Raw genomic sequence first — 26,098 nt, 5'->3', positions numbered from 1 at the left:
GAGGCACACTGGATGTTTGGTCTACCGAAAGGGTGCCGCGCGTGAACGGTCCACTCATTGTCCAGTCGGACAAGACCCTGCTCCTGGAGGTCGACCACGAGCAGGCCGACGACTGCCGCCGGGCGATCGCCCCGTTCGCCGAACTGGAGCGGGCCCCCGAGCACATCCACACGTACCGGCTGACGCCGCTGGGCCTGTGGAACGCGCGGGCCGCCGGCCACGACGCGGAGCAGGTCGTCGACGCGCTGGTCCAGTACAGCCGCTACCCCGTACCGCACGCCCTGCTCGTCGACATCGCCGAGACCATGGACCGCTACGGCCGGCTGACGCTCAGCAAGCACCCCGCCCACGGCCTCGTACTGACCACCACCGACCGCCCGGTCCTGGAGGAGATCCTGCGTTCGAAGCGGGTCCAGCCGCTGGTCGGCGCCCGGATCGACCCCGACACCGTCGCCGTGCACCCCTCCGAGCGCGGCCAGATCAAGCAGACGCTGCTGAAGCTGGGCTGGCCCGCCGAGGACCTCGCCGGTTACGTGGACGGCGAGGCGCACGCGATCGAGCTCGACCAGGACGGCTGGTCGCTGCGGCCGTACCAGAAGCAGGCCGTCGAGGGGTTCTGGCACGGCGGCTCCGGAGTCGTCGTGCTGCCCTGCGGCGCCGGAAAGACGCTGGTCGGGGCCGGTGCGATGGCCGAGGCGAAGGCGACCACGCTGATCCTCGTCACGAACACCGTCTCGGCCCGCCAGTGGAAGCACGAACTGGTGAAGCGGACCTCGCTGACCGAGGACGAGATCGGCGAGTACAGCGGTACGAAGAAGGAGATCCGGCCGGTCACCATCGCCACGTACCAGGTGCTCACCACCAAGCGGAAGGGTGTCTACCCGCACCTGGAGCTGTTCGACTCCCGCGACTGGGGCCTGGTGATCTACGACGAGGTGCACCTGTTGCCCGCGCCGGTCTTCAAGTTCACCGCCGACCTCCAGGCGCGCCGCCGGCTCGGGCTGACCGCGACGCTCGTACGGGAGGACGGCCGTGAGTCGGACGTGTTCTCGCTGATCGGGCCGAAGCGGTTCGACGCGCCGTGGAAGGAGATCGAGGCGCAGGGCTACATCGCGCCGGCCGACTGCGTCGAGGTCCGGGTCAATCTCACCGACTCCGAGCGGCTCGCGTACGCCACCGCCGAGGCCGAGGAGAAGTACCGGTTCTGCGCGACGACGGCCACCAAGCGCAAGGTGACCGAGGCGCTGGTGAAGAAGCACGCGGGGGAGCAGACTCTCGTCATCGGCCAGTACATCGACCAGCTCGACGAACTGGGCGCCCACCTCGACGCCCCCGTCATCAAGGGCGAGACGACGAACGCCGTGCGCGAGAAGCTGTTCGACGCGTTCCGCGAGGGCGAGATCAGCGTTCTGGTGGTGTCCAAGGTCGCGAACTTCTCCATCGACCTGCCGGAGGCGACGGTCGCGATCCAGGTCTCGGGCACGTTCGGCTCGCGGCAGGAGGAGGCGCAGCGCCTCGGCCGCGTCCTGCGGCCGAAGGCGGACGGGCACGAGGCCCGCTTCTACTCGGTCGTCGCCCGCGACACCATCGACCAGGACTTCGCCGCGCACCGGCAGCGGTTCCTGGCCGAGCAGGGTTACGCGTACCGGATCGTCGACGCCGACGAACTCCTCGCCGAGAGCTGACCCCAGGCGGCGATCAGGACCAGGCCGAGCAGCGGGTACGGCGCCGCGAGCGGCTGCTGCCACCAGGGCAGGGCCAGGTCCAGGTCGCCCTGGTGCGGCAGCAGCCACATCGTGCGGGCGGTGAAGACGACGGCCACCGCCACGGCCGTACGGCGTTGTCCGCGCGCCCACAGCAGCGCGAGCAGCGGCACGCACCACACCCAGTGGTGCGACCAGCTGATCGGGGAGACGAGGAGCGCGGTGACGGCCGTGACGACGATGCCCTGCGGGGTGGGCAGGCGGGTCGCCGCGTACAGCCCGGCGACCGCCACGAGGGCCGTCGGGAGCGCCCAGAGCAGGCCCGGTTCGGTGGTGTGCAGGGTGCGGGCGACGAGCCCTTGGAGCGACTGGTTGTCCACGATCCACGCCTTGCCGACCCGGCCGGTCTCGTAGAGCGTTCCGGTCCAGAACTGGCCGCTGGCGTACGGCAGTACGAGCGCGCCGACGGCCGCCGTGCCCGCGAATCCGGCGGTCGCGTACGTGGCTTCGCGGCGCTTTCCCGTCAGGAACAGGTACGCGATGAAGACGGCCGGGGTCAGCTTGATCCCGGCGGCGACGCCGAGTGCGAGGCCCTTGGCGGGGGCGCCGTCCTCGCGGGTCAGGTCCCAGAGGATCAGGCAGGCCAGGGCGAGGTTGATCTGGCCGAACACGGCTGTCTGGAAGACGGGTTCGAGCCAGAGGGCGAGCGCCGTCGCCGTGCAGAGGGTGCCGGCCCGGGCGGGGAGGCCGGCCAGGCGGTGCCAGGAGAGGTGGACCAGGGCCGCGGTGAGGGCGATGTTGGCCAGGAGGAAGGCGGCCTTCAGGGCGGGGAGGGGGAGCCAGGTGGTGGGGATGAAGAGCAGCGCGGCGAACGGGGGGTAGGTCGCCGGGAGTTGCCACTCCGTGACGGTGAAGTCGTAGAGGTGCCTTCCGCCGGCCGCGGCGGCGGCGCCTTCTGCTCGGTAGACCAGGACGTCGGACATGGGGGTGTGCTGGGTGAGGCAGAGGGTGATGAGGGCGGCGGCTGAGGTGACGGGGAGCAGGTAGGGGGCTGCTTTGTGTGTGCGGGGAATCACGGAGGGTGAGCCTATGTGCTGCGGGGGTTGATGGTGCGCGGGCGAGCGCGGGTGCGTCGCGGCTGATCGCGCAGTTCCCCGCGCCCCTGTCGGGTTGTCTTTCGTCTGCGGCCCGGTGGCCGCTTCTCGCGCAGTTCCCCGCGCCCCTGAGATGCGCACTGCGTGCGCCATCTCATCAACGACAGAGGCGCGGCGGAGTCGCAGCCTCTGAAGGGGAGGCTGCGCGTAGCGCATGCCTCAGGGGCGCGGGGAACTGCGCGAGAAGCGGCCACCGGGCCGCAGGTCGCACCGGGCCTCGTGGGGCAGACGCGGATCTCAAGCTGCGGAGGGGTGCCAGGGGGAGGCGGGGACGATCAGAGGGGAGCCCGTTACCGGGTCGGGGATGACTATGCAGGTCAGGCCGAAGACCTCTTCGACCAGGGATGCCGTGATGACCTGGGACGGAGGGCCCTCGGCCACGATGCGGCCGGACTTCATCGCGACCAGGTGGTCGGCATAGCGCGCGGCCTGGTTCAGATCGTGGAGGACGACCGCGACCGTACGCCCCTTGTCGTGGTTCAACTGCCGCACCAGATCGAGGACTTCGACCTGGTGCGCGATGTCCAGATATGTCGTCGGCTCGTCGAGGAGGAGGATGTCGGTCTCCTGCGCGAGCGCCATGGCGATCCAGACGCGCTGCCGCTGGCCCCCGGAGAGTTCGTCGACGCTGCGCTCGGCGAGGGCGGCGACATCGGTGCGCTCCATGGCCTCGGTGACAGCGCGCTCGTCGGCGTCCGACCACTGCTGCCACCAGTGCTGATGCGGCTGCCGCCCGCGCGACACCAGGTCGCCGACGGTGATCGCCTCGGGCGCCACCGGCGTCTGCGGCAGCAGCCCGATCTGCTGGGCGATCTTCTTGGTGGGCAGCTCGGCGAGCGCCCGCCCGTCGAGCACCACGGACCCGCCGGCCGGCTTGAGGAGCCGCCCGAGCGCCCGCAACGTCGTCGACTTGCCGCACGCGTTGGGCCCCACGATGACCGTGACCTGCCCGTCGGGCACGCTGAGATCGAGCTCGTGCACGACCTCACGGTCGTCGTAGGCGAGCGTCAGATCGCGGGCCGTCAGCCGGCTCATGCGGTACCTCCGGAACGGGCGGAACTCGTGCGGACAGCACGGCTGCGGACGATCAGCCAGATCAAGTAGGGGGCGCCGACGGCCGCCGTCAGGACACCCACCGGCAGCTCGGTCGGCGAGAAGAGGCGGCGGGCCAGCAGATCCCCGACGACGACGATCAGCGCGCCGAGCAGCGCCGAGGTGACCAGCGGGATCTGCGCCGTGCGCGTGACGCGGCGGGCGATCTGCGGGGCGAGCAGCGCCACGAAGTCGACGGGCCCGGCCGCCCCGGTGGCCAGCGACGCCAGTACGACGCCCAGCGCGACGAGCCCGAGCCGCACACGGCCCAGCCGCACCCCGAGCGCGGTCGCGGTGTCGTCGTCGAGGGAGACGGTGCGCTGCGCGCGGGCCGCCCACGCGACGCAGGGCAGCAGGACGAGGAGCGCCCAGGCGAGCGGGCGCGCCTCGGCCCAGCCGCGCCCGTTGAGGGAGCCCGTCATCCAGATCTGGGCCTGCTGGGCGACGAGATAGTCGCCCTTGGTCATGAACAGCGTCGTCACCGAGCGCAGCGCGATCGCGAAGCCGATGCCGATCAGCACGAAGCGGGTGGCGTGCAGGCCGCCCCGCCACGCGAACAGGTAGACGAGCGCGGCGGCGACGACTCCGCCGGCCACGGACACGTACGGCAGATACGCGTAACTGGTGAGGCCGAACGTCATCGCGGCGACCGTCACCGCGCTCGCGCCCTGGCTGATGCCGATGATGTCGGGGCTCGCGAGGGGGTTGCGGGCGACGGTCTGGATCAGCGCGCCCGCGATCCCGAACGCCGCGCCGACGAGCAGCCCGACCACCATGCGCGGCTCGCGGAGCGTGCCGACGACCAGCTCGTCCGGCGACGGCTGCCCGGTGAGGACCTTGAACACCTCGGCGGGGCTGGTGAACGTCTCCCCGACGCACAGGTACGCCACACAGGACGCGGCCAGCAGCACGGCGCAGACCGCCGCCACGACACTCGCCCTGCGATGAACGAGGAACCGGGCCCGGCCCGCCCGCAGCACGGCGTACCCGGCGGGACGTATGGAGGTCTTCACCGCGCTCACGCGGGCACCGCCTTCCGGCGCACCAGGGTCACCAGGAACGGCACCCCGAGCAGCGCCGTCATCACCCCGGCGGGCACCTCGCTGGGCGGGAAGACGATCCGGCCCACCGTGTCGGACACCAGCAGCATCACGGGCCCGATGAGCGCGGCCATCGGCAGCAGCCAGCGGTGGTCGGAGCCGACCACGGCGCGCGCGATGTGCGGCACGGCGAGCCCGATGAACGCGATCGGCCCGGCGGCGGCGACCCCGACGCCGGTCAGCACCGTCGCGCCGAGCCCGCCCACGATCCGTACGGTCGCCACCCGCTGCCCGAGCCCCTTCGCCACGTCCTCGCCGAGTGCGAGCGCGTCGAGGCCGCGTGCGACGGAGAGCACGAGGATCACGCCGACCAGCAGGAACGGCCAGATCTGGCCGATCAGACCGGCGTCCCGGCCGGACAGCGAACCGACCTGCCAGAACCGGAACTCGTCCAGCGCGGACGCCTTCGTCGTCAGCACGGCCGTCGTCACGGACACCAGGAGCGCGTTGATCGCGGCGCCGCCGAGCGCCAGCTTCACCGGGGTCGCGCCGCCCCGCCCGGACGCGGCGATCGCGTACACGGCGACGGCCGCGATCCCGGCCCCGGCGAACGCGAACCACACGTACCCGGTGAGCGTGTGGATGCCCAGGTAGGCGATGGCGAGCACGACGCCGACCGAGGCGCCCTGGCTGATGCCGAGGATGCCGGGGTCGGCGATGGGGTTGCGGGTGATGCCCTGGAGCACGGTTCCCGCCAGCGCGAGGGCCGCGCCGACCATCACGCCGACCACGGTGCGCGGCACCCGCAGGCCCCGGACCACCTCGGCGGCGTCGCTGTGCCCGCCGTGCAGCAGGGCGTCGATCACGTCCGAGGGCGCGATCGCGCGGGCGCCCACCGCGAGGCTGAGCAGCACCGCCAGGGCCAGGGCCACGGCGGCCACCACGAGCGCGCCCACCCTGGCGGCACCGGGTCTGACGGGCATGGGCGTGCTCTCCGAGGGGCTCGATCAAGCACGAGGCTTGGTAAGGCTTGGCTAAGTGCGGGCTGTGCGAGGTCATCGTATGCCCGGGCACAATGGCGCCCATGGCTGCCCTCACAGATCCCCAGAACCCCGCCCCCACCAGCACGTCCGGCCCCGTCGTCGGCTTCGACCTCGACATGACCCTGATCGACTCGCGCCCCGGGATCCGCGCGACCTGGGTGGCCCTGGCCGAGCGGACGGGCGCGTACATCGACGCCGACCTGGTCGTCACCCGGCTCGGCCCGCCGCTCACCGAGGAGATGGCGAACTGGTTCCCGGCGGAGCGGATTCCGGCCATGACCGCGCTCTACCGTGAGATGTATCCCACATACGCGATCGAGCCGACGCTGCCGATGCCGGGCGTCCACGAGACGATCGCCGCCGTGCACGCGGCGGGCGGCCGGGCGATCGTCGTCACGGCGAAGTACGAGCCCAACGCCAAGCTGCACCTGTCGCACCTGGGCATCGACGCGGACGCCGTCGTCGGCGACCTGTGGGCCGAGGGCAAGGGCGAGGCGCTGCGCGAGCACGGCGCGAGCGTCTACGTCGGCGACCACATCGGTGACGTACGCGGCGCACGCACCGTCGGCGCGCTGTCCGTGGCGGTGCCGACCGGCCCGTGCGACGCCGACACGCTCCGCACCGCGGGCGCGGACGTGATCCTCCCGGACCTCACCGCGTTCCCCGCGTGGCTGGAGGGCTACGTCGCCGAGCGCGCCTGACGGCGCTGGACGGCGATGCCGCGCAGCACCCCGGCCGCGGCCAGCAGAAAACCGACGCCCATCAGCATGCACACCGCGTAGGCGACGGACGGGAACGGGTCGGTGCCGAGGAACAGCGGGGCCATCGTGACCAGGGTGGCGATCGCCCCCACGACGAAGACGATGCCGCCCGCTTTCACGAGGCCGTCACCGGGGCCGCTCACGGCTGCCCGGGAATTGAGTTGGGTTTTGTCACGCACCCAGCCAGGGTAGTTCCCAGCCCAGAGGGGCCCATAGTCTAGGTGGCGGCGGGTCGGTCGCGGCCCGCCGTATTGCTGTCCAGAGCTGTCCAGAGCGTTTTCTTTCTAGTACGAGGACGAGGACTTCACGTGCCTACCGGCAAGGTCAAGTGGTTCAACAGCGAGAAGGGCTTCGGCTTCCTCTCCCGCGACGACGGCGGCGACGTCTTCGTGCACTCCTCCGTACTTCCGGCCGGCGTCGACTCCCTCAAGCCCGGTCAGCGGGTCGAGTTCGGGGTGGTCGCGGGGCAGCGCGGCGATCAGGCGCTCTCGGTCACGATTCTCGATCCGACGCCGTCCGTGGCGGCCGCCCAGCGGCGCAAGCCGGACGAACTGGCGTCGATCGTGCAGGATCTGACGACGCTGCTGGAGAACATCACGCCGATGCTGGAACGGGGCCGGTACCCCGACAAGGCCGCCGGCGCCAAAATCGCGGGCCTCCTCCGCGCGGTCGCCGACCAACTGGACGTCTGACCTCCGGTCGGCCTGTCCGTGTCGGGGTTGCCCGGGCTCCTTCTCGGTCGTCTTTCGCCCGCGGCCCGGTGGGGCTTCTCGCGCAGTTCCCCGCGCCCCTGAGATGCGCACTTCGTGCGCCATCTCATCACCAGAGGCGCGGCGGAGCCGCAGCCTCAGAAGGGGAGGCGGCGCGAAGCGCATGCCTCAGGGGCGCGGGGAACTGCGCGAGAAGCCCCACCGGCCGTCAGCCGACGTACGACCCAGGGGCGCGGGGAACTGCGCGAGAAGCCCCACCGGCCGTCAGCCGACGTACGACCCAGGGGCGCGGGGAACTGCGCGAGAAGAGGCCGCCGGGCCGCAGACGGAGACGAGACCTTTTACTTGGCGGCCTCGGTGCGGAGCCACTCCTCGATGGTCGGGCCCACGATGCGGGCCCCGGCGGGGGCCAGCTGGACGCCCTCCGAGAGTTCCGGGATCGCCGCGGGGACGGAGACGACCGGGCGGGCGTCGCCCCGGACCGACAGCAGGCGGGCCGTGAGGTCAGGGAGACGGACGGTCTCCGGACCGGACAGCTCCACAAGCTCCGGCGCATCGTCGGCGACGACCAGCTCGGCCACGACATCGGCCACGGCATCGGCGGCGACCGGCTGAATCAGCCAGTCCCCGACGGTCACCTCGGAATCGCCGAAGGCGACGGCGGCGGGATTGGTCGCGAACTCGTGCCACTGCGTGGTCTTCACGACCGTCCCGCGCAGCCCGCTCGCCGCCACCGCCTTCTCCTGCTCCCGCTTGGCGACGTAGTACGGGTTCCGGTCGAACACCGGGTTCTCGATGTTGCAGATGGAGACGAGCACGAACCGCCCGACCCCCAGCTCGCGGGCGGTGTCGAGCAGCAGCCGGGTGGCCCCGGCCACGACCTCGACGACATCGGCGTCCGGGTCGGACGGAAACGCGTTCGCCGCGTCGATCACGGCGTCCGCCCCGGTCAGCGCTTCCTTGAGCCCCGCACCGGTGTGCAGGTCGACCCCGGCGGCGCGGGAGACCGGCACCACGGTGTGACCCGCCGCCGCGAGCCGGGCGGTGATCTTCGTGCCGACCGTTCCGGTGGCACCCGCGACGGCGATTCTGCTCATGTTCCGCACCCTCTTCTGTGACGTCCGCTCGGTACGTCATCGAATCTACGGCGCGAAAAGACCCGCCGCATGGTGCATTGAGGGGCCGGAAATCCGGGTCAATTACGGGAACGAGAGTGCGTCCGGCGCCAGTGCCGGGACCAGGCCCTCGGCGGCGGCCCGGGTGAGCAGCCCGCGGATCGCCGCGTAACCGTCGTCGCCGAGGTCGGCGGTGAACTCGTTGACGTAGAGCCCGATGTGCTGGTCGGCGACGGCCGGGTCCATCTCCTGGGCGTGCTCCATGACGTACGCCCGCGAGGCCTCGGGCGCCTCCCAGGCCAGCCGGACCGAGGTGCGCACGGCCTCCGCGTACGAGCGCAGCTTCTCGGCGCCGAGGTCGCGCCGCGCGATGATCGCGCCGAGGGGGATCGGCAGGCCGGTCGTGGCCTCCCAGTGCTCGCCCATGTCGGCGAGCTTGTGCAGGCCGTAGTTCTGGTAGGTGAAGCGGGCCTCGTGGATGACGAGCCCGGCGTCGACCTTCCCGTCGCGCACGGCGGGCATGATCTCGTGGAACGGCATCACGACGATCTCGCCGACCCCGCCGCCGGGCACGACATCGGCCGCCCACAGCCGGAAGAGCAGATACGCGGTCGAGGTCTCGCTCGGCACCGCGACGCGCTTGTCGGAGAGGTCCACGCCCGCATCCCGCGTGAGGACCAGCGGCCCGCAGCCACGGCCGAGGGCGCCGCCGCAGGGCAGCAGCGCGTAGTCGTCGAGGACGTAGGGCAGAACCGCGTAGCTGACCTTCAGGAGGTCGAACGCGGGGTCGCGGCGCTCGGCGACGCCGTTGGTGATGTCGATGTCCGCGAAGGTCACGTCCAGCGCGGGGGCGCCGGGGACGCGGCCGTGGGCCCAGGCGTCGAAGACGAAGGTGTCGTTCGGGCAGGGCGAGAACGCGATGCGCGTGCTGTCAGTCATGTGTTCTTCCAACTCTCCAGTACGGGCGCCGCCTTCCCGAACGCGTCGGCGAGCGCGGCGAGCGCGTCACCGATGCGCCAGGCGGCGCGGTCGCGGGGCCCGACGGCGTTGGAGACGGTACGTATCTCGGCCACGGGAACGCCGTGCGCGGCCGCCGCCTCGGCGACCCCGAAGCCCTCCATGGCCTCCGCCACGGCGCCGGGGTGGCGCTGGGCGAGGAGGGCGGCCCGGTCGGCGGTGCCGGTCACCGTGGAGACGGTGAGCACGGTGCCGACGGTCGCTCCGGTGCGGGCGGCGAGGTCTCGTACGAGGGAAGCCGGCGGACGGTGGGTGACGGTGCCGAAACCGAGTTCGGTGACCGGTACGAAGCCCTCGGGGGTCTCGGCGCCGAGGTCGGCGGCGGTGATCGCGTCGGCGACCAGGACCGCGCCGGGCGGGGCCGTGAAGCCGCCGCCGATGCCGGCCGAGACGACCAGCGTGTACGGGTGTCCGGCGAGCGCCGCCTTCGTCAGGGCGGTCGCGGTGCCGGCCGCCGCGGCCGCCGGGCCGACGCCGACCGCCACGACGTCGATCGGTCCGCCGTCGTGCAGACCGCGTGCCACCGCGTCCCGTTCCGCCGGGACCGCGGTGGCTACGAGGATGTGCGCGGTGTCCGTCAGGAGTCCTTCTTGAGCTTGAACGACCACAGGCCGTACGCCTTCGAGTTGCCGCCCTCCAGGATCGTGACCGTGGTGGCCGAGCCGGTGGCGCCGTACTGCTGGTTGAAGAACACGTTGCCGGGGATGGTGCGGTAGGTCTTCTTGCTGGAGTCGGTCAGGGGTTGGCCGTTCATCAGGATCGTCCAGCCCTTGTCCGCGACCTCGGGGTCGACGCCGAAGCGGACCGTCGCGTCGGGGTCGACCTTGATCGTCTTGGCGTCCTTGTCCTTCAGGCAGCCCTGGAGGGAGGAGGTCTTGAGCGACTTGCCGTCGTTGTAGCAGCTGGCCTCGGAGTTCACCGTGCTGCGGTCCACCGTGACGGTGGCCAGCGGGGTCGGCTTGTCGCAGGCGGAGAGGACGAGCAGTCCGGCGCCTACGGCACCGACGGCGGCCAGGGCGCGGCGGTGGCGCGCGGCGAAACGCTGGGAGGTCATGGCGGAAGGCTATCTGGCGGGTTCGCTGCCGCTCGGGGTGGGGCGTGTGTCGGCGTTTCCGTGCCCTTGGGTGCCGCTTTCGTCGTGGCTGGTCGCGCAGTTCCCCGCGCCCCTGAAGGCTGCGCTTCGCGCGCCTTCCCCTTGAAGCTGCGGCTCCGCCGCGCCTCTGTCGTTGATGAGATGGCGCACGAAGTGCGCATCTCAGGGGCGCGGGGAACTGCGCGACCAGCCACGACGGTGGCGCGCGTGGAGGACTACCCAGGGGCGCGGGGAACTGCGCGAGAAGCGGCCACCGGCCGTCAGGCGACCCGGGACGGGCGTGCGGGGTGGGTGTGGCGGGCTGAGGAGAGGAGGCCTCGGGCTGTGGTGAGCCAGCCGAGGGCCACGATGGCGGCGGCGACGGAGAGACCCAGCGCTCCGACCAGCGGCAGCGCGATCCCGATGGCCCCGCCCAGGACCCAGGCCACCTGCAACAGGGTCTCGGAGCGAGCGAAGGCGGAGGTGCGCACCGCCTCCGGGACATCCCGCTGGATCGTCGCGTCCAGGGACAGTTTCGACAGGGCCTGCGCGAACCCGGCCACGGCCGCCAGACACGCCGTCATCAGCGCCCCGAAGAACACGGCGGAGAGCACCGCGACCCCGAGCACCACGGCCACCACGGTCACGATGATGATCTCGGGCGCCCGCGCCTTGAGCCAGGCCCCGACGGCCGTCCCCAGCGCGTTCCCGGCCCCGGCCGCCACCCCCACGATCCCCAGCGACACGGCCGCGCTCTGCCCGGTCATCGGATGCTCGCGCAGCAGGAAGGCGAGGAAGAAGATCAGGAAGCCGGAGAGGCACTTCAGCGAGGCGTTCGCGGCGAGGGCATGGGTGACGGCGGGCCCGACGGTGCGCAGACCGGGCTTGCGCTGCCGCTTCGCGGGCCCGTGCAGATGTTCCTCGTCGGCGACGAGCAGCGCCCGGCTCTCGCCCTTCGCCGAGTCGACCTTGCGCGGCATCGAGAACGACAGGAACATCCCGGAGACGTAGAGCACGAACGCCCCGAACAGCGGCCAGCGCGGCCCGATCGCCTGGAGCCCGGCGCCGATCGGCGCCGCCACACCGGTGGCGAGCAGCCCGGCGAGGGTGACCCGCGAATTGGCCTTCACCAGGGAGAACCGGGGCGGCAGCAGCCGCGGCACCACGGCCGAGCGCACCACCCCGTACGCCTTCGACGCGACCAGCACACCGAGCGCGGCCGGATACAGCTGGAGGTTCCCGCCCACCACGGCACTGGACAGCACCAGGGCGAGCAGCGCCCGGGCCAGCATCGACCCGGCCATCGCGGCGCGCCGTCCGTGCGGCAGCCGGTCGAGCAGCGGTCCGATCACGGGGGCCAGGAGGGTGAACGGCGCCATGGTGATCGCCAGATACAGGGCCACCCGGCCGCGCGCCTCGTCCGTCGGCACCGAGAAGAACACCGTGGAGGCCAGCGCGACGGTGATCATGACGTCGCCCGCGCCGTTCACCGCATGGAGTTCGATGAGTTTTCCGAGGCCCGACTCGCCCGCGCCGTGCGCGTGTGTCGCCTTCCGGATACCGCGCGCGGTGCCCGTGAACGGCAGTCTCAGGGCACGGCCGACCTTGCGTACGGCCCCGCGCACCGGGCCCGCATCGCTGTATTCGTACCGTGTCGCACCGGACGACGACCTTGCGGCAGCCACCCAGTCATAGTGCCCCCTCATCGCCCTTACAAGTGCCGATACGCGCATGCGGCTCGTACGTCGGTGTGGGCGCAGGGCGTGGAAGGAGGTAGCGTGCGTAGCGCGCCCGCGGCGGTTGTTCTCGGCCGCGCGCCTCTCGGCCATCCCGCAGAATGGATGGCGTAGGTGCGCCCGGAACGTCGGGCGCGGACGTCGACGCGGCCCTCCGGTCCGCTCCGTCCGCGCTCCCGCACACAGGATGGCGCACTCGAGAGACGGCGTAGGAGAGAAGCGATACCTGTGAGCGCAGCGACAACGCGAAGCCGCACCCCCGACCGTCTGTGCGCCGAGGCGGTCGACATCGCCCGGGCGGCAGCGGACGAGGCCGCCGCCCCCGGAGTGGTCGGCGAGCACGTCGAGACGGTCGTCGAGGGCGACCGCGTCGTCACGCATCTCTTCGAGTGCAAGGACTTCGGGTACCGGGGCTGGCGCTGGGCCGTCACGGTCGCCCGCGCCTCCCGTGCCAAGTACGTCACCCTCGACGAGGTCGTCCTGCTGCCGGGCCCCGACGCCCTTCTCGCGCCCGAGTGGGTGCCGTGGAGCGAGCGGCTGCGCCCCGGTGACCTCGGTCCGGGGGACCTGCTGCCCACCGAGTCCGACGATCTGCGCCTGGAGCCCGGGTTCTCCGGTGAGGACGCGCCCGCGCCGAACTCGCCCGTCTCCGAGGAGATGGCCGAGCTGGTCGAGGCCGAGGACGCCGATCTCACCGACGGGCCGGTCGCCGAGCTGCCGATCGTGCCCACCCGCGGGTCGATCTCCTCGGTCGCCGAGGAGCTGGGCCTGGGGCGGGCCCGTGTCCTGTCGCGGTACGGGCTGCATGTCGCGGCCGACCGCTGGGAAGAGGGCTTCGGGGCGAAGACCCCGATGGCGCAGGCGGCGCCGGCTACCTGTGTCTCGTGCGGGTTCCTCTGTCCGATCGGGGGATCGCTCGGGCAGGCGTTCGGGGTCTGCGCCAATGAGTTCTCGCCGGCCGACGGGCGGGTCGTGTCGTTGTCGTACGGGTGCGGGGGGCATTCCGAGGCCGCCGTCATGCCGAAGCCTCCGCGTCGTGCTGAGCCGGTGATCGACGAGACGGTCGTCGATCTCCTTCCGCTGCGGCCGGACGCCGACTCCGGCTCGGTCGACGCCGTCGCGGCCGGCACCGACGACCTGGGCCACTCATAGCACCGGTCCTGGCCCGCGGCTCTCGTCGTGGCCGGCCGCGCAGTTCCCCGCGCCCCTGAGATGCGCACTGCGTGCGCCATCTCATCAACGCCAGAGCCACGGCGAAGCCGCAGCCCCAAGGGGAAGGCGCGCGAAGCGCAGCCTTCAGGGGCGCGGGGAACGGCGCGAGAAGCGGCCACCGGCCCGCGGGCGGGGAACGGCCCAGGGGCGCGGGAAGCGGCCACCGGCCCGCAGGCGAGGAACTGCCCAGGGGCGCGGGGAACTGCGCGACCAGCCGCCCGCCGGGTCGCAGGCGGGGACGTGGCTCGTCGGGGAACCCGGGTGCCGCGATAACGTTCGGGCCGATCGTTCCAGCCGGCCAGAGGAGTGCACCCGTGAGCGTCAGCGAACCCGCGCCGGAGGCCTTCGGCACCGCCAGACTGCGGCGGGGCGTGCTGGACGCCTGGGCCGCCAGCGCGGCAAGGTTCCGGGAGGACGCCAACGCCGAGGAAGACCTCGCGCTCGGCGGCTACCGCGACCGCCTGGTCGTGGAGCTGGCCCAGAACGCCGCCGACGCCGCCGCCCGCGCGGGAGCCGAGGGCCGCCTCGCCCTCACCCTGAAGGACGGCGTCCTCGCCGCCGCGAACACCGGCGCCCCCCTCGACGCGGCCGGCGTCGAGTCCCTGTCCACCCTGCGCGCCTCGGCGAAGCGGGACGACGAGACCGGCGCCGTGGGCCGCTTCGGCGTCGGCTTCGCCGCGGTGCTGGCCGTCTCCGACGAACCCGCCGTGCTCGGCCGCACCGGCGGCGTCCGCTGGTCCCTCACCGAAGCGCGGATCGCCGCCGCCGACACCGCCCGCACCAGCCCCGCGCTCGACGACGAACTGCGCCGCCGCGACGGCCACGTACCGCTGCTCCGGCTGCCGTTCGCGGCCGAGGGCCAGGCCCCGGACCCGTACGACACCGTCGTCGTGCTGCCGCTGCGGGACGCCGCCGCCGAGGCGCTCGCCGCCCGGCTGCTCGACGAGATCGACGACACGCTGCTGCTGGCCCTGCCGGGGCTCGCCGAGGTCACCGTCACCACCGACGCCGGCACCCGCACCCTGCGCCGCACCGCGCCGGACGCCACCACCCCGTACACCGTCATCAGCGACGACGCGCGGGAACCCGCCGACGTGCGCTGGCGCACCGTCGGCCACCAGGGCGCGCTCGGCGCCGAGCTGCTCGCCGACCGGCCCGTCGAGGAACGCCTCCGCCCGCACTGGTCCGTCATGTGGGCGGTTCCCGTGGACGGCGACGGCGCCCCGCGACGCCCGGTCAGCGCCCCCGTGCTGCACGCCCCGACGCCCAGCGACGAGCCGCTGGGCGTGCCCGCGCTGCTCATCGCGTCGTTCCCGCTGGACACCGCGCGCCGGCACGTCGCGCCGGGTCCGCTCACCGACCACCTCGTGCGGCGCGCCGCCGACGCGTACGCCGAACTCCTCGAAACCTGGCGCCCGGTGGGCCCCGGCATCCTCGACCTGGTCCCCGGCCCGCTCGGCAAGAGCGAGCTGGACGGCGCCCTGCGCGCCGCCATCCTGGAGCGCCTGCCCCGCACACCTTTTCTCCCGCCCGCCCACCCGGATTTCCTCCCGCCCGCCCTCGATCCGGACGACGAGGACCGGCCCGAGGCCCTCAAGCCCCGGGACGCCGAAGTCGTCGAAGGGGCGGGCGCCGACACCGTGCGCGTCCTCGCCGACGTCCTGCCGAGCCTGCTCCCCGCCGGACTCGAACGCCGTACCGAACTGCGCACCCTCGGCGTCGCCCGCCTCCCGCTGACCGAGGCCATCGACCGGCTCGCGGGTCTGGAGAAGGAGCCCGGCTGGTGGCGGCGGCTCTACGAGTCCCTGGCCGGCGTCGACCCGGACCGGCTCAGCGGGCTCCCGGTGCCGCTCGCCGGAGGCCGCACCACCATCGGCCCGCGCCAGGTGCTGCTGCCCACCGCCGAGGCCGCCGTCCCCGGCGACGCGCTGGCCCGGCTCGGCCTGAAGGTCGCCCACCCGGACGCCACCCATCCGCTCCTGGAGAAGCTGGGCGCGCTGCCCGCCACGCCCCGCGCGGTCCTCACCACCCCGCAGGTCCGCGCGGCGGTCGCCGCCTCCCTCGACGACGAACCCGCCTGGGACGACGACGGCGCGCTCGGCGCCGACGAACTGGCCGACGTCGTCCTCACCCTGGTCCGCGACGCCCACCTCGACACCGGTGACGAACCCTGGCTCGGCGCCCTCGCCCTGCCCGACGAGGACGGCGAACTCACCCCGGCCGCCGAACTCGTCCTCCCCGGCAGCCCCCTCGCCGGTGTCATCCGTGAGGGTGAACTGCCCTTCGTGGACGACGAATTCGCCGAGCGGTGGGGCGAGGGCCCGCTGGCGGCGTGCGGCGTGCTCGCGACCTTCGCCCTCGTCCGCGCCACCGACGTCGTCCTCGATCCCGACGAACTCGACCCGCGCGACAGCGATTTCCCCGAACCCGACGACGCCGGACTGCTCGACGCCGTCGACGTGTGGTGCGAGGACGTGCTCGACCGGCTGCCCGACACGCCCGTACCGCCGGTCGCCACCGAGCTGGTCGCCGTACGGGACCTGGACCTCGTCGACGAGGACCGCTGGCCGCAGGCGCTCGCGCTCCTCGCCCAGCCGCCCCTGCGCGACGCCCTCACCCAGCCCGTCCGCGTCCTGCTGCCCGACGGCACCCGCGAACTCGTCCGCCCGTACACGGCCTGGTGGCTGCGCGGCAATCCGGTGCTCGACGGCCGCCGCCCCGCCGGACTGCGCGCGGCGGGCGGCGACCCGCTGCTCGAAGGGCTGTACGAGCCCGTGGACGCCGCCGGTTTCGAGGACGAACAGGTGCTGCGCGCCCTCGGGGTGCGCACCTCCGTCGCCGCGCTCCTCGACGAGCCCGGCGGCGCCGCCGAACTCCTCGACCGGCTCGCCGACGAGGACCGCCCGGTCGGGCCCGCCCAACTCCACGCGATCTACGGCCTGCTGGCCGACCTCGACCCCGAGCAGGTCACGCTGCCGGACGAGGTGCGGGCCGTGCGGGACGGCGAGGTCGTCGTGGCCGACGCCGCCGACGCGCTGGTCGCCGACGCCCCCGACCTGATCCCGCTGGCCGGCGGGCTGCCGCTGCTTCCGGTCGCCCCGGCCCGCGCGGCCGAACTCGCCGAGCTGTTCCAGGTGCGGCGGCTCAGCGAGGCCGTCGCCGCCGAACCGACCGGCACCGACGCCACCGAGCACCCCGTGCCCGACTCCGTCCGCACGCTCCTGGGGGCGGCGACCCCGGCCACGTACCTGGAGTACGAGGAGCTGTACGTCGGCGGGACCGAGGCCGACTGGCGGCGCACCGCCGACGGCACCGTGCACGCCGCGACCCTGGAGGGGGTCGCCGCCGGGCTCGCCTGGGCGGCGGGGCAGTGGCCGCGCCGGTTCGAGGTGGCCGCGCTGCTCGAAGACCCGTCGCGGACGGCCGAGTTGGCGCGGGACCGCTGGTTCGACTGACAGGGTGCGGGCCCCCGGAGGGTTTTCGGGGGCCATCGGTTCCGTTCCGGCATGGAGAGTCATGTCACACCGCGTCGGTTGATTCCCGTACAACCAGAACGGGCCGCCACAGGTCTATCCCGCGAGTCAACAGACTCCTAGACCACTTGGGACCCGCGTGATGGCATCCGCACCGCGGGCCCCCTTTCTCCACTGTGGGGAACACATGCGCATTCGTGCCACCGCGGCCGCCCTGACGGTCTCCGGCGCCCTTGCCCTCACCGCGTTCGCCGTCCCGGCGCAGGCCGACAGCGGCTGGGACGGGGCCGCCAACGGCGCCCAGAAGTCCCTGGCCGAGATCGCCAAGAAGCACGCCCCGAGCGCGGCCCCGAAGGCCGGGGCGCGTGCCCTCGCCTCGGACCCGGGCGACGCGTACAAGCTCAACGTCAAGTTCTCCGGCCTCAAGGTCAACAACGGCAAGCCGATCGTCGTCGGCACGACCAACAAGGTCACCGTCCCGGTCACGTACAACGTCTCGTTCGGCTCCGACCCGGGCATCTTCGCCGACGACTTCGGTCTGGGCATCGAGCTGCACTGGGAGAGCTCGACGGACGGCAACTACCTGGACACCAACGGCCCGACCTGCCAGGTCTCCACCTCGACGGCCACCTGCAAGGACACGCTCACCGTCACCCCGAAGGTCGACCTGTTCAACAGCGACGCGGGCGCCAAGTGGAAGGCCATGGGCTTCGCGGTCGCCGCCAACGGCGAGGACCTCTCCCAGGACGTCGACGACATCGACTGGACCAAGGTCGGCATCGCCACCCAGGACGGTCTGGCCAGCAAGATCGCCCTCCAGCGCTACGCCAAGCTGAGCACCAACGCCACGCCGGAGCCCATCAAGAAGGGCAAGACCCTCACGGTCAAGGGCGCCCTCACCCGTGCCAACTGGGACACCAGCAAGTACGCGGGCTACACCGTGCAGAAGGTCACCCTCCAGTACCGGAAGAAGACCTCCAGCACCTACACCACGCTGAAGACGGTCACCTCGGACTCCAAGGGCAACCTGAGCACCACGGTGAAGGCGTCCGCCGACGGCTACTTCCGCTACAAGTTCGCGGGTACGTCCACGACCCCGGCCGTGACGTCCACCAGCGACTTCGTCGACGTCCGCTGACCGGCTAGCCGGTCACACCGGGAAGCGGCGGCCGACCCACCTCCACAGGAGTTCGAGGACGGCCGCCGCCACCACCGAGACACCCACCGCGGTCCACGGCATCACGGCGCCGACCAGCTTCAGGGCGAAGAAGTCCTGGAGCCACGGCACGGCCAGGACCAGCAGGAAGCCGAGACCCATCGCCGCCACCAGGCAGACCCGCCACCAGGTGTAGGGGCGGGCGATGATCGCCAGCACCCACATCGAGATCAGGAACAGGGTCAGCGTGGCGGCGCTGGTCTCGGCGTTCAGCGCTTCGGAGCCCGTGTAGTAGTGCCGGGCCACCATGTACATCACGAACGTCGCGATCCCGGCGACGGCGCCGCCCGGAATCGCGTACCGCATCACGCGTTTCACGAAGTGCGGCTTGGCCCGCTCCTTGTTGGGCGCGAGCGCGAGGAAGAACGCCGGGACACCGATCGTCAGCGTCGACAGCAGCGTCAGGTGCCGGGGCAGGAACGGGTACTCGACCTGGAAGCAGACCACCATCAGCGCGAGCAGCACCGAGTAGACGGTCTTGACCAGGAACAGGGTCGCCACGCGCGTGATGTTGCCGATGACCCGGCGGCCCTCGGCGACGACGGAGGGCAGCGTCGCGAACGAGTTGTCGAGCAGCACGATCTGGGCGACCGCCCGGGTGGCCTCGGAGCCCGACCCCATCGAGACCCCGATGTCGGCGTCCTTCAGGGCCAGTACGTCGTTCACCCCGTCGCCCGTCATCGCGACCGTGTGCCCGTGCGACTGGAGCGCGGCGACCATGTCCCGCTTCTGCTGCGGGGTGACCCGGCCGAACACCGTGCCCTCGTCGAGCTTGTCCGCCATCGCGGACTGCTCGGTGGGGAGGGTACGGGCGTCGACCGTGTTCTCGGCGCCGGGCAGGTCCAGCTTGGCGGCCACGGCGCCGACCGACACCGCGTTGTCCCCGGAGATCACCTTCGCCTTGACGTCCTGCTCGGCGAAGTAGCGCAGGGTGTCGCCGGCGTCGGGGCGCAGCCGCTGCTCCAGGACGACGAGGGCGGCCGGCTCGGCGCCGTCCTTCACCGCCGGGTCGGCGAGGCTGTCGTGGTTCTTGCCGACGCGGGCGAGCAGCAGGACCCGCAGGCCCTGCCGGTTCAGGTCGTCGACCTCCGCGAGGGCCGGGTCCCCGTCCGGGAGCAGCACGTCGGGCGCGCCGAGCAGCCAGGCGCTGGTCGTGCCGTCGCCCTCGCTGAAGGCCGCGCCGCTGTACTTGCGGGCCGACGAGAAGGGCAGCGCCTCGGTGCAGCGCCACTCCTCGGCGGCCGGGTAGGCGTCGATGACGGCCTGGAGGGAGGCGTTGGGGCGCGGGTCGGACTCGCCGAGCGCGCCGAGCACCTGGGTCACGTACGGCTCGTCGGTGCCGTTGAGCGGGCGCAGCTCGGAGACGTCCATGCCGCCCTCGGTGAGCGTGCCCGTCTTGTCGAGGCAGACCGTGTCGACGCGGGCCAGGCCCTCGATGGCCGGAAGTTCCTGTACGAGGCACTGTTTCCGGCCGAGTCGGATCACGCCGATCGCGAAGGCCACCGAGGTCAGCAGCACGAGCCCTTCGGGGACCATGGGGACGATGCCGCCCACGGTGCGCGCGACGGAGTCCTTGAAGCCGTGCTCCTTGACGACCAACTGGCTGATGACCAGGCCGATCGCGGTCGGGATCATCATCCACTGCACGTACTTGAGGATGGTGGAGATGCCGCTGCGCAGCTCGGACTGGACGAGCGTGAACCGGCTCGCCTCCTCGGCCAGCTGCGCCGCGTACGCCTCGCGGCCCACCTTCGTCGCCGTGAACGCGCCGCCGCCCGCGACGACGAACGAGCCCGACATCACCGGGTCGCCCGGCTGCTTCACGACCGGGTCGGCCTCGCCGGTCAGCAGCGACTCGTCGATCTCCAGGCCGTCGGCCTCGGCGCAGGTGCCGTCCACGGGGATCTTGTCGCCGGGGCCGATCTCGATGAGGTCGCCGAGCACGATCTCGGAGGTGGAGACCTCCGTCGCCACGCCGTCGCGGCGGACCGTGGGCTTGGCCTCGCCGATCACCGCGAGGGAGTCGAGGGTCTTCTTCGCCCGCCACTCCTGGATGATGCCGATGCCGGTGTTGGCCAGGATCACGTAGCCGAAGAGGCTGTCCTGGAACGGGGCGACGGCCAGCATGATCAGCCAGAGCACACCGATGATCGCGTTGAACCGGGTGAAGACGTTGGCCCGGACGATCTCGCTGAGCGAGCGGGAGCTGCGGACCGGGACGTCGTTGACCTCGCCGCGGTTTCGGCGCTCCTCGACCTCGGCGCCGGTCAGGCCCGTCGCCCTCGTCGGCAGGGGGACCGGGTGCACCGGGTCCAGTTCGGGGCCGGCGTCGATGTGCGTCATGTCTCCGACGGTACGGGGGGATCGGGGGGTTCACCCCTTGGGCGGTGCTTTATCCGACCTGGGGAGGACCCTCGTCGTCCGGGGGGTGTAGGGGTGCGTGGGCGGGCGCGGCGCCGTCGTGGTCGCTCGCGTCGCGCAGTTCCCCGCGCCCCTGGGTCGTTTTTCGTGCGCGGCCCGGTGGCCGCTTCTCGCGCAGTTCCCCGCGCCCCTGAGGCAGGCGCTGCGCGCAGCCTCCCCTTGAGGCTGCGGCTTCGCCGCGCCTCTCAGATCAGCCGCCGATGAGATGCCGCACGAAGTGCGCATCTCAGGGGCGCGGGGAACTGCGCGACCAGCCACGACGGTGGCGCGGGTGGAGAGCTGCCCGGTGTCAGTCGGAGACGGTGGCGGCTGCGCGCTTCAGTGCGGCGTCGCGGCCGCGTACGTACCAGATGCCGATCAGGCCCAGGCCGGCCCCGGCCAGGCACGTCCAGACCCACCACGTGTGCCCGTGATCGTCGAACCAGCCGTAGAACGGCAGCTGGACCAGGAAGAGGACGAACCACAGGATCGTGCCGCCGGTGATGGTGGCGACGATCGGGCCCTCCAGGGGCTCCGGCGCCTCGTGCTCGGGTGTCCACTTCGCCATGAGCACAGCTTAACGACACCTCCGAAACCCCTCGCAGCCCCCGTCCCCCATGGGTCTACGCGCGGAGATAGCGATTTCCGGCTCATATGTTCATACTGAAACCGCCTAAGAATGGCTACTTCTGTTCGTACGAAACACCAATGGGAGCAACGGGGAACCCCACTGGTGGCCACGCGTAGACCAGACTTGATCACATCCTGCCCACTGGGCACCGCTGAAAATCGCTGAGGTCAACCATGTCCACTTCGGCCACCGCCCCGGTCGATGTCAACGAGCAGCCGCCTGAGCCCAAGAACGGGCTCGACCGCTACTTCAAGATCTCCGAGCGCGGCTCGACCGTCCCCCGTGAGATCCGTGGTGGCCTCGCCACGTTCTTCGCGATGGCCTACATCATCGTGCTGAACCCGATCATCCTCGGCAGCGCGAAGGACATGTACGGGCACCAGCTCGACAACGGCCAGCTGGTCACCGCGACCGCGCTGACCGCCGCCTTCACCACGCTGCTCATGGGCGTCATCGGCAACGTGCCGATCGCGCTGGCGGCCGGCCTCGGCGTGAACACGGTCGTCGCGCTCCAGCTCGCCCCGCGCATGTCGTGGCCGGACGCGATGGGCATGGTCGTCCTGGCGGGCTTCGTGGTGATGATCCTGGTCGCCACCGGCCTGCGCGAGCGCGTGATGAACGCGGTGCCGCTCAGCCTGCGCAAGGGCATCGCGATCGGCATCGGCCTGTTCATCATGCTGATCGGTCTGGTCGACTCCGGCTTCGTGAGCCGTATCCCGGACGCCGCGCACACCACCGTGCCGCTCCAGCTCGGCGCCGACGGTCACCTGAACGGGTGGCCGGTCCTCATCTTCGTCCTCGGTGTGCTGCTGACCCTGGCGCTGCTGGTCCGCAAGGTGCCGGGCGCGATCCTCATCTCGATCGTCGTGATGACCGTCGCCGCGGTGATCGTCAACGCCGTCGCCAAGATCCCGTCCTGGGGTCTGACCACGCCGAAGTGGCCGGGCAACCCGGTCGCCACCCCCGACTTCGGGCTCGTCGGCAAGGTCAGCCTGTTCGGCGGCTTCGAGAAGGTCGGCATCCTCACCGGTGTCCTCTTCGTCTTCACCGTGCTGCTGTCCTGCTTCTTCGACGCCATGGGCACGATCATGGGCATCAGCGACGAGGCGCACCTGACCGACGAGAACGGTCAGATGCCGGGCATGAACAAGGTGCTCTTCATCGACGGCATCGCGGTCGCCGCCGGCGGCGCCTCGTCCTCCTCCGCCACCACCTGCTTCGTGGAGTCCACGGCCGGTGTCGGCGAGGGCGCCCGCACGGGTCTCGCCAACGTCGTCACCGGCGCGCTCTTCGCCGTCGCGCTGTTCCTCACGCCGATCGCCACGATGGTCCCGTCCCAGGCGGCCACCCCCGCGCTGCTCGCGGTGGGCTTCCTGATCCTGTCGGGCGGCATCCGCGCGATCGACTGGGACGACTGGACGGTCGCCATCCCGGCCTTCATCACGATGCTGATGATGCCGTTCACGTACTCGATCACCAACGGCATCGGCATGGGCTTCATCGCCTTCACCGTGCTGCGGGTGGTCGCGGGCCGGGCCAAGGAGGTGCCGGTCGCGATGTACGCCGTGTCGGCCGTGTTCGCCTTCTACTACCTCATGCCGGCTCTCGGCCTGACCTGATCCCCCTGCTGCGGGGCGGCTCAGGCCGCCCCGTAGAACCTCTCCGTCTCCTCGACCGACGTCTTGAAGCGTTCGTCGAAGTCGTCCCGAATGAGCGTCCGGACCACGTAGTCCTGGACGCTCATTCCCCTTTTCGCGGCATGCCCCTTGAGACGGTCGAGCAGCTCACCGTCTATCCGCAGGCTGAGCACTGTCGATCCCATGCGAACAGCGTCGCGGGGCGCCGCGCCCGGGCGTGTCGCTTTTCGGCTGCGGCTCACTCGTTTGAGTGACCTGAGGTTTCCCGGCCCGCGTGTGCGTGGTGCGGATGCGTGGTGGGGATCACGGGCAGGAGAGTACGCCCGGGTGGTAGTTAGACACAGTAATGAGTTACGCTAACGAACATGCCGGACCTCTCCCATGGCGACGATGCCGCCGCCGTGAACTCTTTGCGCTCCGCCGTGATGCGCCTGTCACGCCGACTCAAGCACCAGCGGGTCGACGAATCGCTGAGCCCCACCGAGATGTCGGTGCTCGGCACCCTCGCCGGATGCGGCTCCGCCACCCCGGGTGAGCTGGCCCGCAAGGAGCATGTGCAGCCGCCGTCGATGACCCGCATCGTCGCGCTCCTGGAGGCCAAGGGGCTGGTCCGGCTGGAGCCTCATCCCGAGGACCGCCGGCAGAAGGTCGTCACGTCCACCGAGCAGGCCGAGACGATGCTCCTGGAGTCCCGCCGCAAGCGGAACGCGTGGCTGGCGAACCTGGTCGACGGCCTGGACGAGGACGAGTGGGCCAAGCTCCGCGAGGCCGCGCCCGTCCTGGAGAAGCTGGCCCACCTGTGACCGTCAGCCGCCGCTGAACACCAGCCGCTGAGACACCCCCCACGTCGCTGAGCCGACCGCCGAGGAGGCGAACCCACTTTGAGTACGGGATCCGGAGCAGACTCCGCCCCCGCACCTACCCCTACTCTCCCCGCTTCCCGGGGCAAGCCCTCGATGTTCGCCAGCCTGCGCGTGCGCAACTACCGGCTGTTCGCGACCGGGGCCGTCATCTCCAACACCGGCACCTGGATGGCCCGCATCACCCAGGACTGGCTGGTGCTCTCCCTGACCGGTTCCTCCGCCGCCGTGGGTGTCACCACGGCGATGCAGTTCCTGCCGATGCTGCTCTTCGGGCTGTACGGCGGAGTCATCGCCGACCGGTTCAAGCGGCGCAACCTGCTGTTCTGCACGCAGGGCGCGATGAGCCTGTCGGGCCTGTTCCTGGCCGTCCTGACCCTGTCCGGCCACGTACAGGTCTGGCATGTCTACGCCGCCGCCTTCTTCACCGGGCTCGTCACGGTCGTCGACAACCCCTCGCGGCAGTCCTTCGTCTCCGAGCTGGTGGGACCCGACCAGGTCCGTAACGCCGTCTCGCTGAACTCGGCGAACTTCCAGTCCGCCCGGCTCATCGGCCCCGCCGTCGCGTCCGCGCTGACCGCCGCCGTCGGGCCCGGCTGGGCCTTCCTCGCCAACGGGCTCTCCTTCCTCGCGCCGCTCACCGGGCTGCTGCTGATGCGCACCGGCGAGCTGCACGAGATCAAGCGGACTCCGCGCGGCAAGGGGCAGCTCAAGGAGGGCCTGAACTACGTCTCCAAGCACCCCGAGCTGATCTGGCCGATCGTGCTCGTCGGGTTCGTGGGGACCTTCGGGTTCAACTTCCCGATCTGGCTGAGCGCGTTCGCCGACGACGTGTTCCACGGCGGGGTCGGGCAGTACGGCATGTTCAACACGCTCATGGCGATCGGCTCGCTCGCCGGGGCGCTGCTCGCCGCGCGGCGGCGGTCGGCTCGGCTGCGGGTGCTCGTGGGGGCCGCGATCGGGTTCGGGGTGCTGGAGATCCTGGCCGCGTTCGCGCCCGGCGTCTGGCTGTTCGCGCCGCTCGTCGTGATCCTCGGTGTCCTCGGCATCACGACCAACGTCACCGCCAACTCCTCCGTGCAGATGGCGACCGATCCCGAGATGCGGGGGCGGGTGATGTCCCTGTACTTCATGGTGTTCACCGGGGGTACGCCGCTGGGCGGGCCGTTGTTCGGGTGGCTCGCGGACCAGTACGGGGTGCGGGTCAGTTTCATGCTGGGCGGGCTGATCTGTGCCGGGGCCGCGGTGCTGGTGGGTCTGATGCTGGCCCGGGCCGCCAACCTCCGCCTCAAGGTGGACCTGCGCCGGGGCGAGCGGCATGTGCAGTTCGTTCCCCGCGAGTCCGTCCCGGTGGCGGCGGTGGCCTGACCGTCTGCCGGGTGCCTGTCCGTCCGGCGAGCGCGCCTCTCGTCGTGGCCGGTCGCGCAGTTCCCCGCGCCCCTGAGGCATGCGCTTCGCGCAGCCTCCCCGATGAGATGGCGCACGAAGTGCGCATCTCGAGGGCGCGGGGAACTGCGCGATCGGCTCTCGCCGCCCTAGGTGTGCCCGTGAGACTGGGGGGATGAGACTTTTTGCCGCTGTGTTGCCGCCCGCCGGGGTCGTCGAGGAGCTCGGGGGTGTCGTGGATCGGTTGCCGGGTGGGGACGGGGTGCGGTGGACCGGGCGGGGCGGGTGGCATCTCACCCTCGCCTTCTACGGGGAGGTGCCCGACGGCACCGTGGAGGAGCTGTCGGAGCGGCTGGCCCGGGCCGCCGGGCGGACCGGCGCGTTCACGATCGGGCTGCACGGCGGCGGCCAGTTCGGCGGCCGGGCCCTGTGGGCCGGGGTCCGGGGAGACCTGGCGGCCCTGGGACGGCTCGCGGAGCGGGCCCGGGCGGCGGGAAGGAAGTCCGGGATCGAGGGCGAGCACCGCAGGTACCGCCCGCACCTCACGCTGGCCCGCGCCCGTGACCCGTACGACTTCGGGCCGTACCTCACCGCGCTCGGCACCTTCGCCGGAACCCCGTGGACGGCCGGCGAGCTGACGCTCGTACGCAGCGATCTGCCGAGGTCCGGCGTCCCCGGCGAGCAGCCCCGGTACGAGAAGGTCGGCGGCTGGCCGCTCGCGGCCGCGCGTTAGGCTCGGCACGTGGACCCGAAGACGCGGAACCGGATCATGGCCGGTGTGCTTGTGCTGATGTTCGTCGTGGTGGCGGTGGCGGCGGCCGTCGGAAAGTAGCCGCCGCC

At 71.8% G+C, this 26,098-nt stretch carries 23 protein-coding genes; 10 read left to right on the top strand and 13 right to left on the bottom strand.

Annotated features, from left to right (window positions below):
* Nucleotides 1–41: 41 nt before the first annotated feature.
* Nucleotides 42–1,685, top strand: a complete 1,644-nt coding sequence (locus tag K377_RS23025; RefSeq protein WP_111665528.1) for a DNA repair helicase XPB — start codon at nucleotides 42–44, stop codon at nucleotides 1,683–1,685.
* On the opposite strand, the gene K377_RS23020 is transcribed toward K377_RS23025, so the two are convergent.
* The 4 genes from K377_RS23020 to K377_RS23005 all read right to left on the bottom strand — a co-directional run bounded on the left by K377_RS23020 (nucleotide 1,637) and on the right by K377_RS23005 (nucleotide 5,972).
* Complete coding sequence (locus K377_RS23020; protein WP_375605945.1) at nucleotides 1,637–2,779, bottom strand: glycosyltransferase 87 family protein; 1,143 nt, start codon at nucleotides 2,777–2,779, stop codon at nucleotides 1,637–1,639. The two genes, K377_RS23025 and K377_RS23020, sit on opposite strands and share 49 nt — an antisense overlap.
* Nucleotides 2,780–3,094: 315 nt before the next feature.
* Nucleotides 3,095–3,892: an ABC transporter ATP-binding protein gene (locus K377_RS23015; protein WP_111665368.1), complete on the bottom strand. Its 798-nt coding sequence runs from the start codon at nucleotides 3,890–3,892 to the stop codon at nucleotides 3,095–3,097.
* Nucleotides 3,889–4,971 carry an iron chelate uptake ABC transporter family permease subunit gene (locus tag K377_RS23010; protein WP_111665367.1) on the bottom strand — a complete coding sequence of 361 codons (1,083 nt, stop codon included), beginning with the start codon at nucleotides 4,969–4,971 and terminating at the stop codon, nucleotides 3,889–3,891. The genes K377_RS23015 and K377_RS23010 overlap by 4 nt, the downstream gene beginning before the upstream one ends.
* Nucleotides 4,968–5,972: an iron ABC transporter permease gene (locus K377_RS23005; RefSeq protein ID WP_111665366.1), complete on the bottom strand. Its 1,005-nt coding sequence runs from the start codon at nucleotides 5,970–5,972 to the stop codon at nucleotides 4,968–4,970. Before K377_RS23005 ends, K377_RS23010 begins: the two co-directional genes overlap by 4 nt.
* Before the next feature lie 101 nt (nucleotides 5,973–6,073).
* Between K377_RS23005 and K377_RS23000 the strand changes: the two genes are divergently transcribed.
* Nucleotides 6,074–6,733 (top strand): HAD family hydrolase, encoded by a 660-nt coding sequence (locus K377_RS23000; protein WP_237551645.1) that lies wholly within the window; start codon nucleotides 6,074–6,076, stop codon nucleotides 6,731–6,733.
* Here the strand turns inward: K377_RS23000 and K377_RS22995 are convergent.
* Nucleotides 6,712–6,972, bottom strand: a complete 261-nt coding sequence (locus K377_RS22995) for a hypothetical protein (RefSeq protein WP_111665364.1) — start codon at nucleotides 6,970–6,972, stop codon at nucleotides 6,712–6,714. The genes K377_RS23000 and K377_RS22995 overlap by 22 nt on opposite strands.
* Nucleotides 6,973–7,101: 129 nt before the next feature.
* Here K377_RS22995 and K377_RS42740 point away from each other — a divergent pair, with 129 nt between their 5' ends.
* Nucleotides 7,102–7,485: a cold-shock protein gene (locus K377_RS42740; RefSeq protein ID WP_018528058.1), complete on the top strand. Its 384-nt coding sequence runs from the start codon at nucleotides 7,102–7,104 to the stop codon at nucleotides 7,483–7,485.
* 359 nt (nucleotides 7,486–7,844) lie between these two features.
* Here K377_RS42740 and K377_RS22985 read toward each other — a convergent pair whose 3' ends face one another.
* From K377_RS22985 to K377_RS22965, 5 genes are all read right to left on the bottom strand, one after another.
* Nucleotides 7,845–8,600 (bottom strand): SDR family oxidoreductase, encoded by a 756-nt coding sequence (locus K377_RS22985; RefSeq protein ID WP_111665363.1) that lies wholly within the window; start codon nucleotides 8,598–8,600, stop codon nucleotides 7,845–7,847.
* A 102-nt stretch (nucleotides 8,601–8,702) separates the two neighbouring features.
* Nucleotides 8,703–9,557, bottom strand: a complete 855-nt coding sequence (locus K377_RS22980; protein ID WP_111665362.1) for a 1,4-dihydroxy-6-naphthoate synthase — start codon at nucleotides 9,555–9,557, stop codon at nucleotides 8,703–8,705.
* The gene (locus K377_RS22975) at nucleotides 9,554–10,243 is read right to left on the bottom strand and encodes a futalosine hydrolase (RefSeq protein ID WP_111665361.1); all 690 of its coding nucleotides are present in this window, start codon (nucleotides 10,241–10,243) and stop codon (nucleotides 9,554–9,556) included. The genes K377_RS22980 and K377_RS22975 overlap by 4 nt, the downstream gene beginning before the upstream one ends.
* Nucleotides 10,213–10,689, bottom strand: coding sequence for a DUF2771 domain-containing protein (locus tag K377_RS22970; protein ID WP_111665360.1), 477 nt, complete (start codon nucleotides 10,687–10,689; stop codon nucleotides 10,213–10,215). Before K377_RS22970 ends, K377_RS22975 begins: the two co-directional genes overlap by 31 nt.
* 299 nt (nucleotides 10,690–10,988) lie before the next feature.
* Nucleotides 10,989–12,332: an MFS transporter gene (locus K377_RS22965; RefSeq protein WP_111665359.1), complete on the bottom strand. Its 1,344-nt coding sequence runs from the start codon at nucleotides 12,330–12,332 to the stop codon at nucleotides 10,989–10,991.
* Nucleotides 12,333–12,671: 339 nt separating this feature from the next.
* On the opposite strand from K377_RS22965, the gene K377_RS22955 reads away from it, so the two are divergent.
* From K377_RS22955 to K377_RS22945, 3 genes are all read left to right on the top strand, one after another.
* Complete coding sequence (locus tag K377_RS22955) at nucleotides 12,672–13,595, top strand: DUF3027 domain-containing protein (protein WP_111665358.1); 924 nt, start codon at nucleotides 12,672–12,674, stop codon at nucleotides 13,593–13,595.
* Nucleotides 13,596–13,969: 374 nt separating this feature from the next.
* Nucleotides 13,970–17,110, top strand: a complete 3,141-nt coding sequence (locus K377_RS22950) for a sacsin N-terminal ATP-binding-like domain-containing protein (RefSeq protein WP_111665357.1) — start codon at nucleotides 13,970–13,972, stop codon at nucleotides 17,108–17,110.
* Nucleotides 17,111–17,315: 205 nt separating this feature from the next.
* Entirely contained in the window at nucleotides 17,316–18,266 is a 951-nt protein-coding gene (locus K377_RS22945; protein WP_111665356.1) for a hypothetical protein, read from the top strand.
* Between the two features lie 12 nt (nucleotides 18,267–18,278).
* On the opposite strand, the gene K377_RS22940 is transcribed toward K377_RS22945, so the two are convergent.
* Both K377_RS22940 and K377_RS22935 read right to left on the bottom strand, forming a co-directional pair.
* Nucleotides 18,279–20,687 (bottom strand): HAD-IC family P-type ATPase, encoded by a 2,409-nt coding sequence (locus tag K377_RS22940; RefSeq protein ID WP_111665355.1) that lies wholly within the window; start codon nucleotides 20,685–20,687, stop codon nucleotides 18,279–18,281.
* A 367-nt stretch (nucleotides 20,688–21,054) separates the two neighbouring features.
* The gene (locus tag K377_RS22935) at nucleotides 21,055–21,312 is read right to left on the bottom strand and encodes a DUF2530 domain-containing protein (RefSeq protein ID WP_111665527.1); all 258 of its coding nucleotides are present in this window, start codon (nucleotides 21,310–21,312) and stop codon (nucleotides 21,055–21,057) included.
* A 236-nt stretch (nucleotides 21,313–21,548) separates the two neighbouring features.
* Here K377_RS22935 and K377_RS22930 point away from each other — a divergent pair, with 236 nt between their 5' ends.
* Nucleotides 21,549–22,994 carry an NCS2 family permease gene (locus tag K377_RS22930; RefSeq protein WP_111665354.1) on the top strand — a complete coding sequence of 482 codons (1,446 nt, stop codon included), beginning with the start codon at nucleotides 21,549–21,551 and terminating at the stop codon, nucleotides 22,992–22,994.
* 20 nt (nucleotides 22,995–23,014) lie between these two features.
* On the opposite strand, the gene K377_RS22925 is transcribed toward K377_RS22930, so the two are convergent.
* Nucleotides 23,015–23,197, bottom strand: a complete 183-nt coding sequence (locus K377_RS22925; protein WP_078506238.1) for a ribbon-helix-helix protein, CopG family — start codon at nucleotides 23,195–23,197, stop codon at nucleotides 23,015–23,017.
* A 180-nt stretch (nucleotides 23,198–23,377) separates the two neighbouring features.
* On the opposite strand from K377_RS22925, the gene K377_RS22920 reads away from it, so the two are divergent.
* From K377_RS22920 to thpR, 3 genes are all read left to right on the top strand, one after another.
* On the top strand, nucleotides 23,378–23,815 hold the full coding sequence (locus K377_RS22920) for a MarR family winged helix-turn-helix transcriptional regulator (RefSeq protein ID WP_111665353.1): 438 nt from the start codon (nucleotides 23,378–23,380) through the stop codon (nucleotides 23,813–23,815).
* Between the two features lie 78 nt (nucleotides 23,816–23,893).
* Nucleotides 23,894–25,240, top strand: a complete 1,347-nt coding sequence (locus tag K377_RS22915) for an MFS transporter (protein ID WP_111665352.1) — start codon at nucleotides 23,894–23,896, stop codon at nucleotides 25,238–25,240.
* Between the two features lie 193 nt (nucleotides 25,241–25,433).
* Nucleotides 25,434–25,991, top strand: a complete 558-nt coding sequence (gene thpR, locus K377_RS22910) for an RNA 2',3'-cyclic phosphodiesterase (protein ID WP_111665351.1) — start codon at nucleotides 25,434–25,436, stop codon at nucleotides 25,989–25,991.
* Nucleotides 25,992–26,098: the final 107 nt, after the last annotated feature.

It is taken from the genome of Streptomyces sp. PsTaAH-137 (assembly GCF_003259365.1).
Classification (GTDB): Bacteria; Actinomycetota; Actinomycetes; order Streptomycetales; family Streptomycetaceae; genus Streptomyces.
Note: the sequence above shows the minus strand (reverse complement) of the source record. Positions and strands in the feature narration are given on the sequence as shown.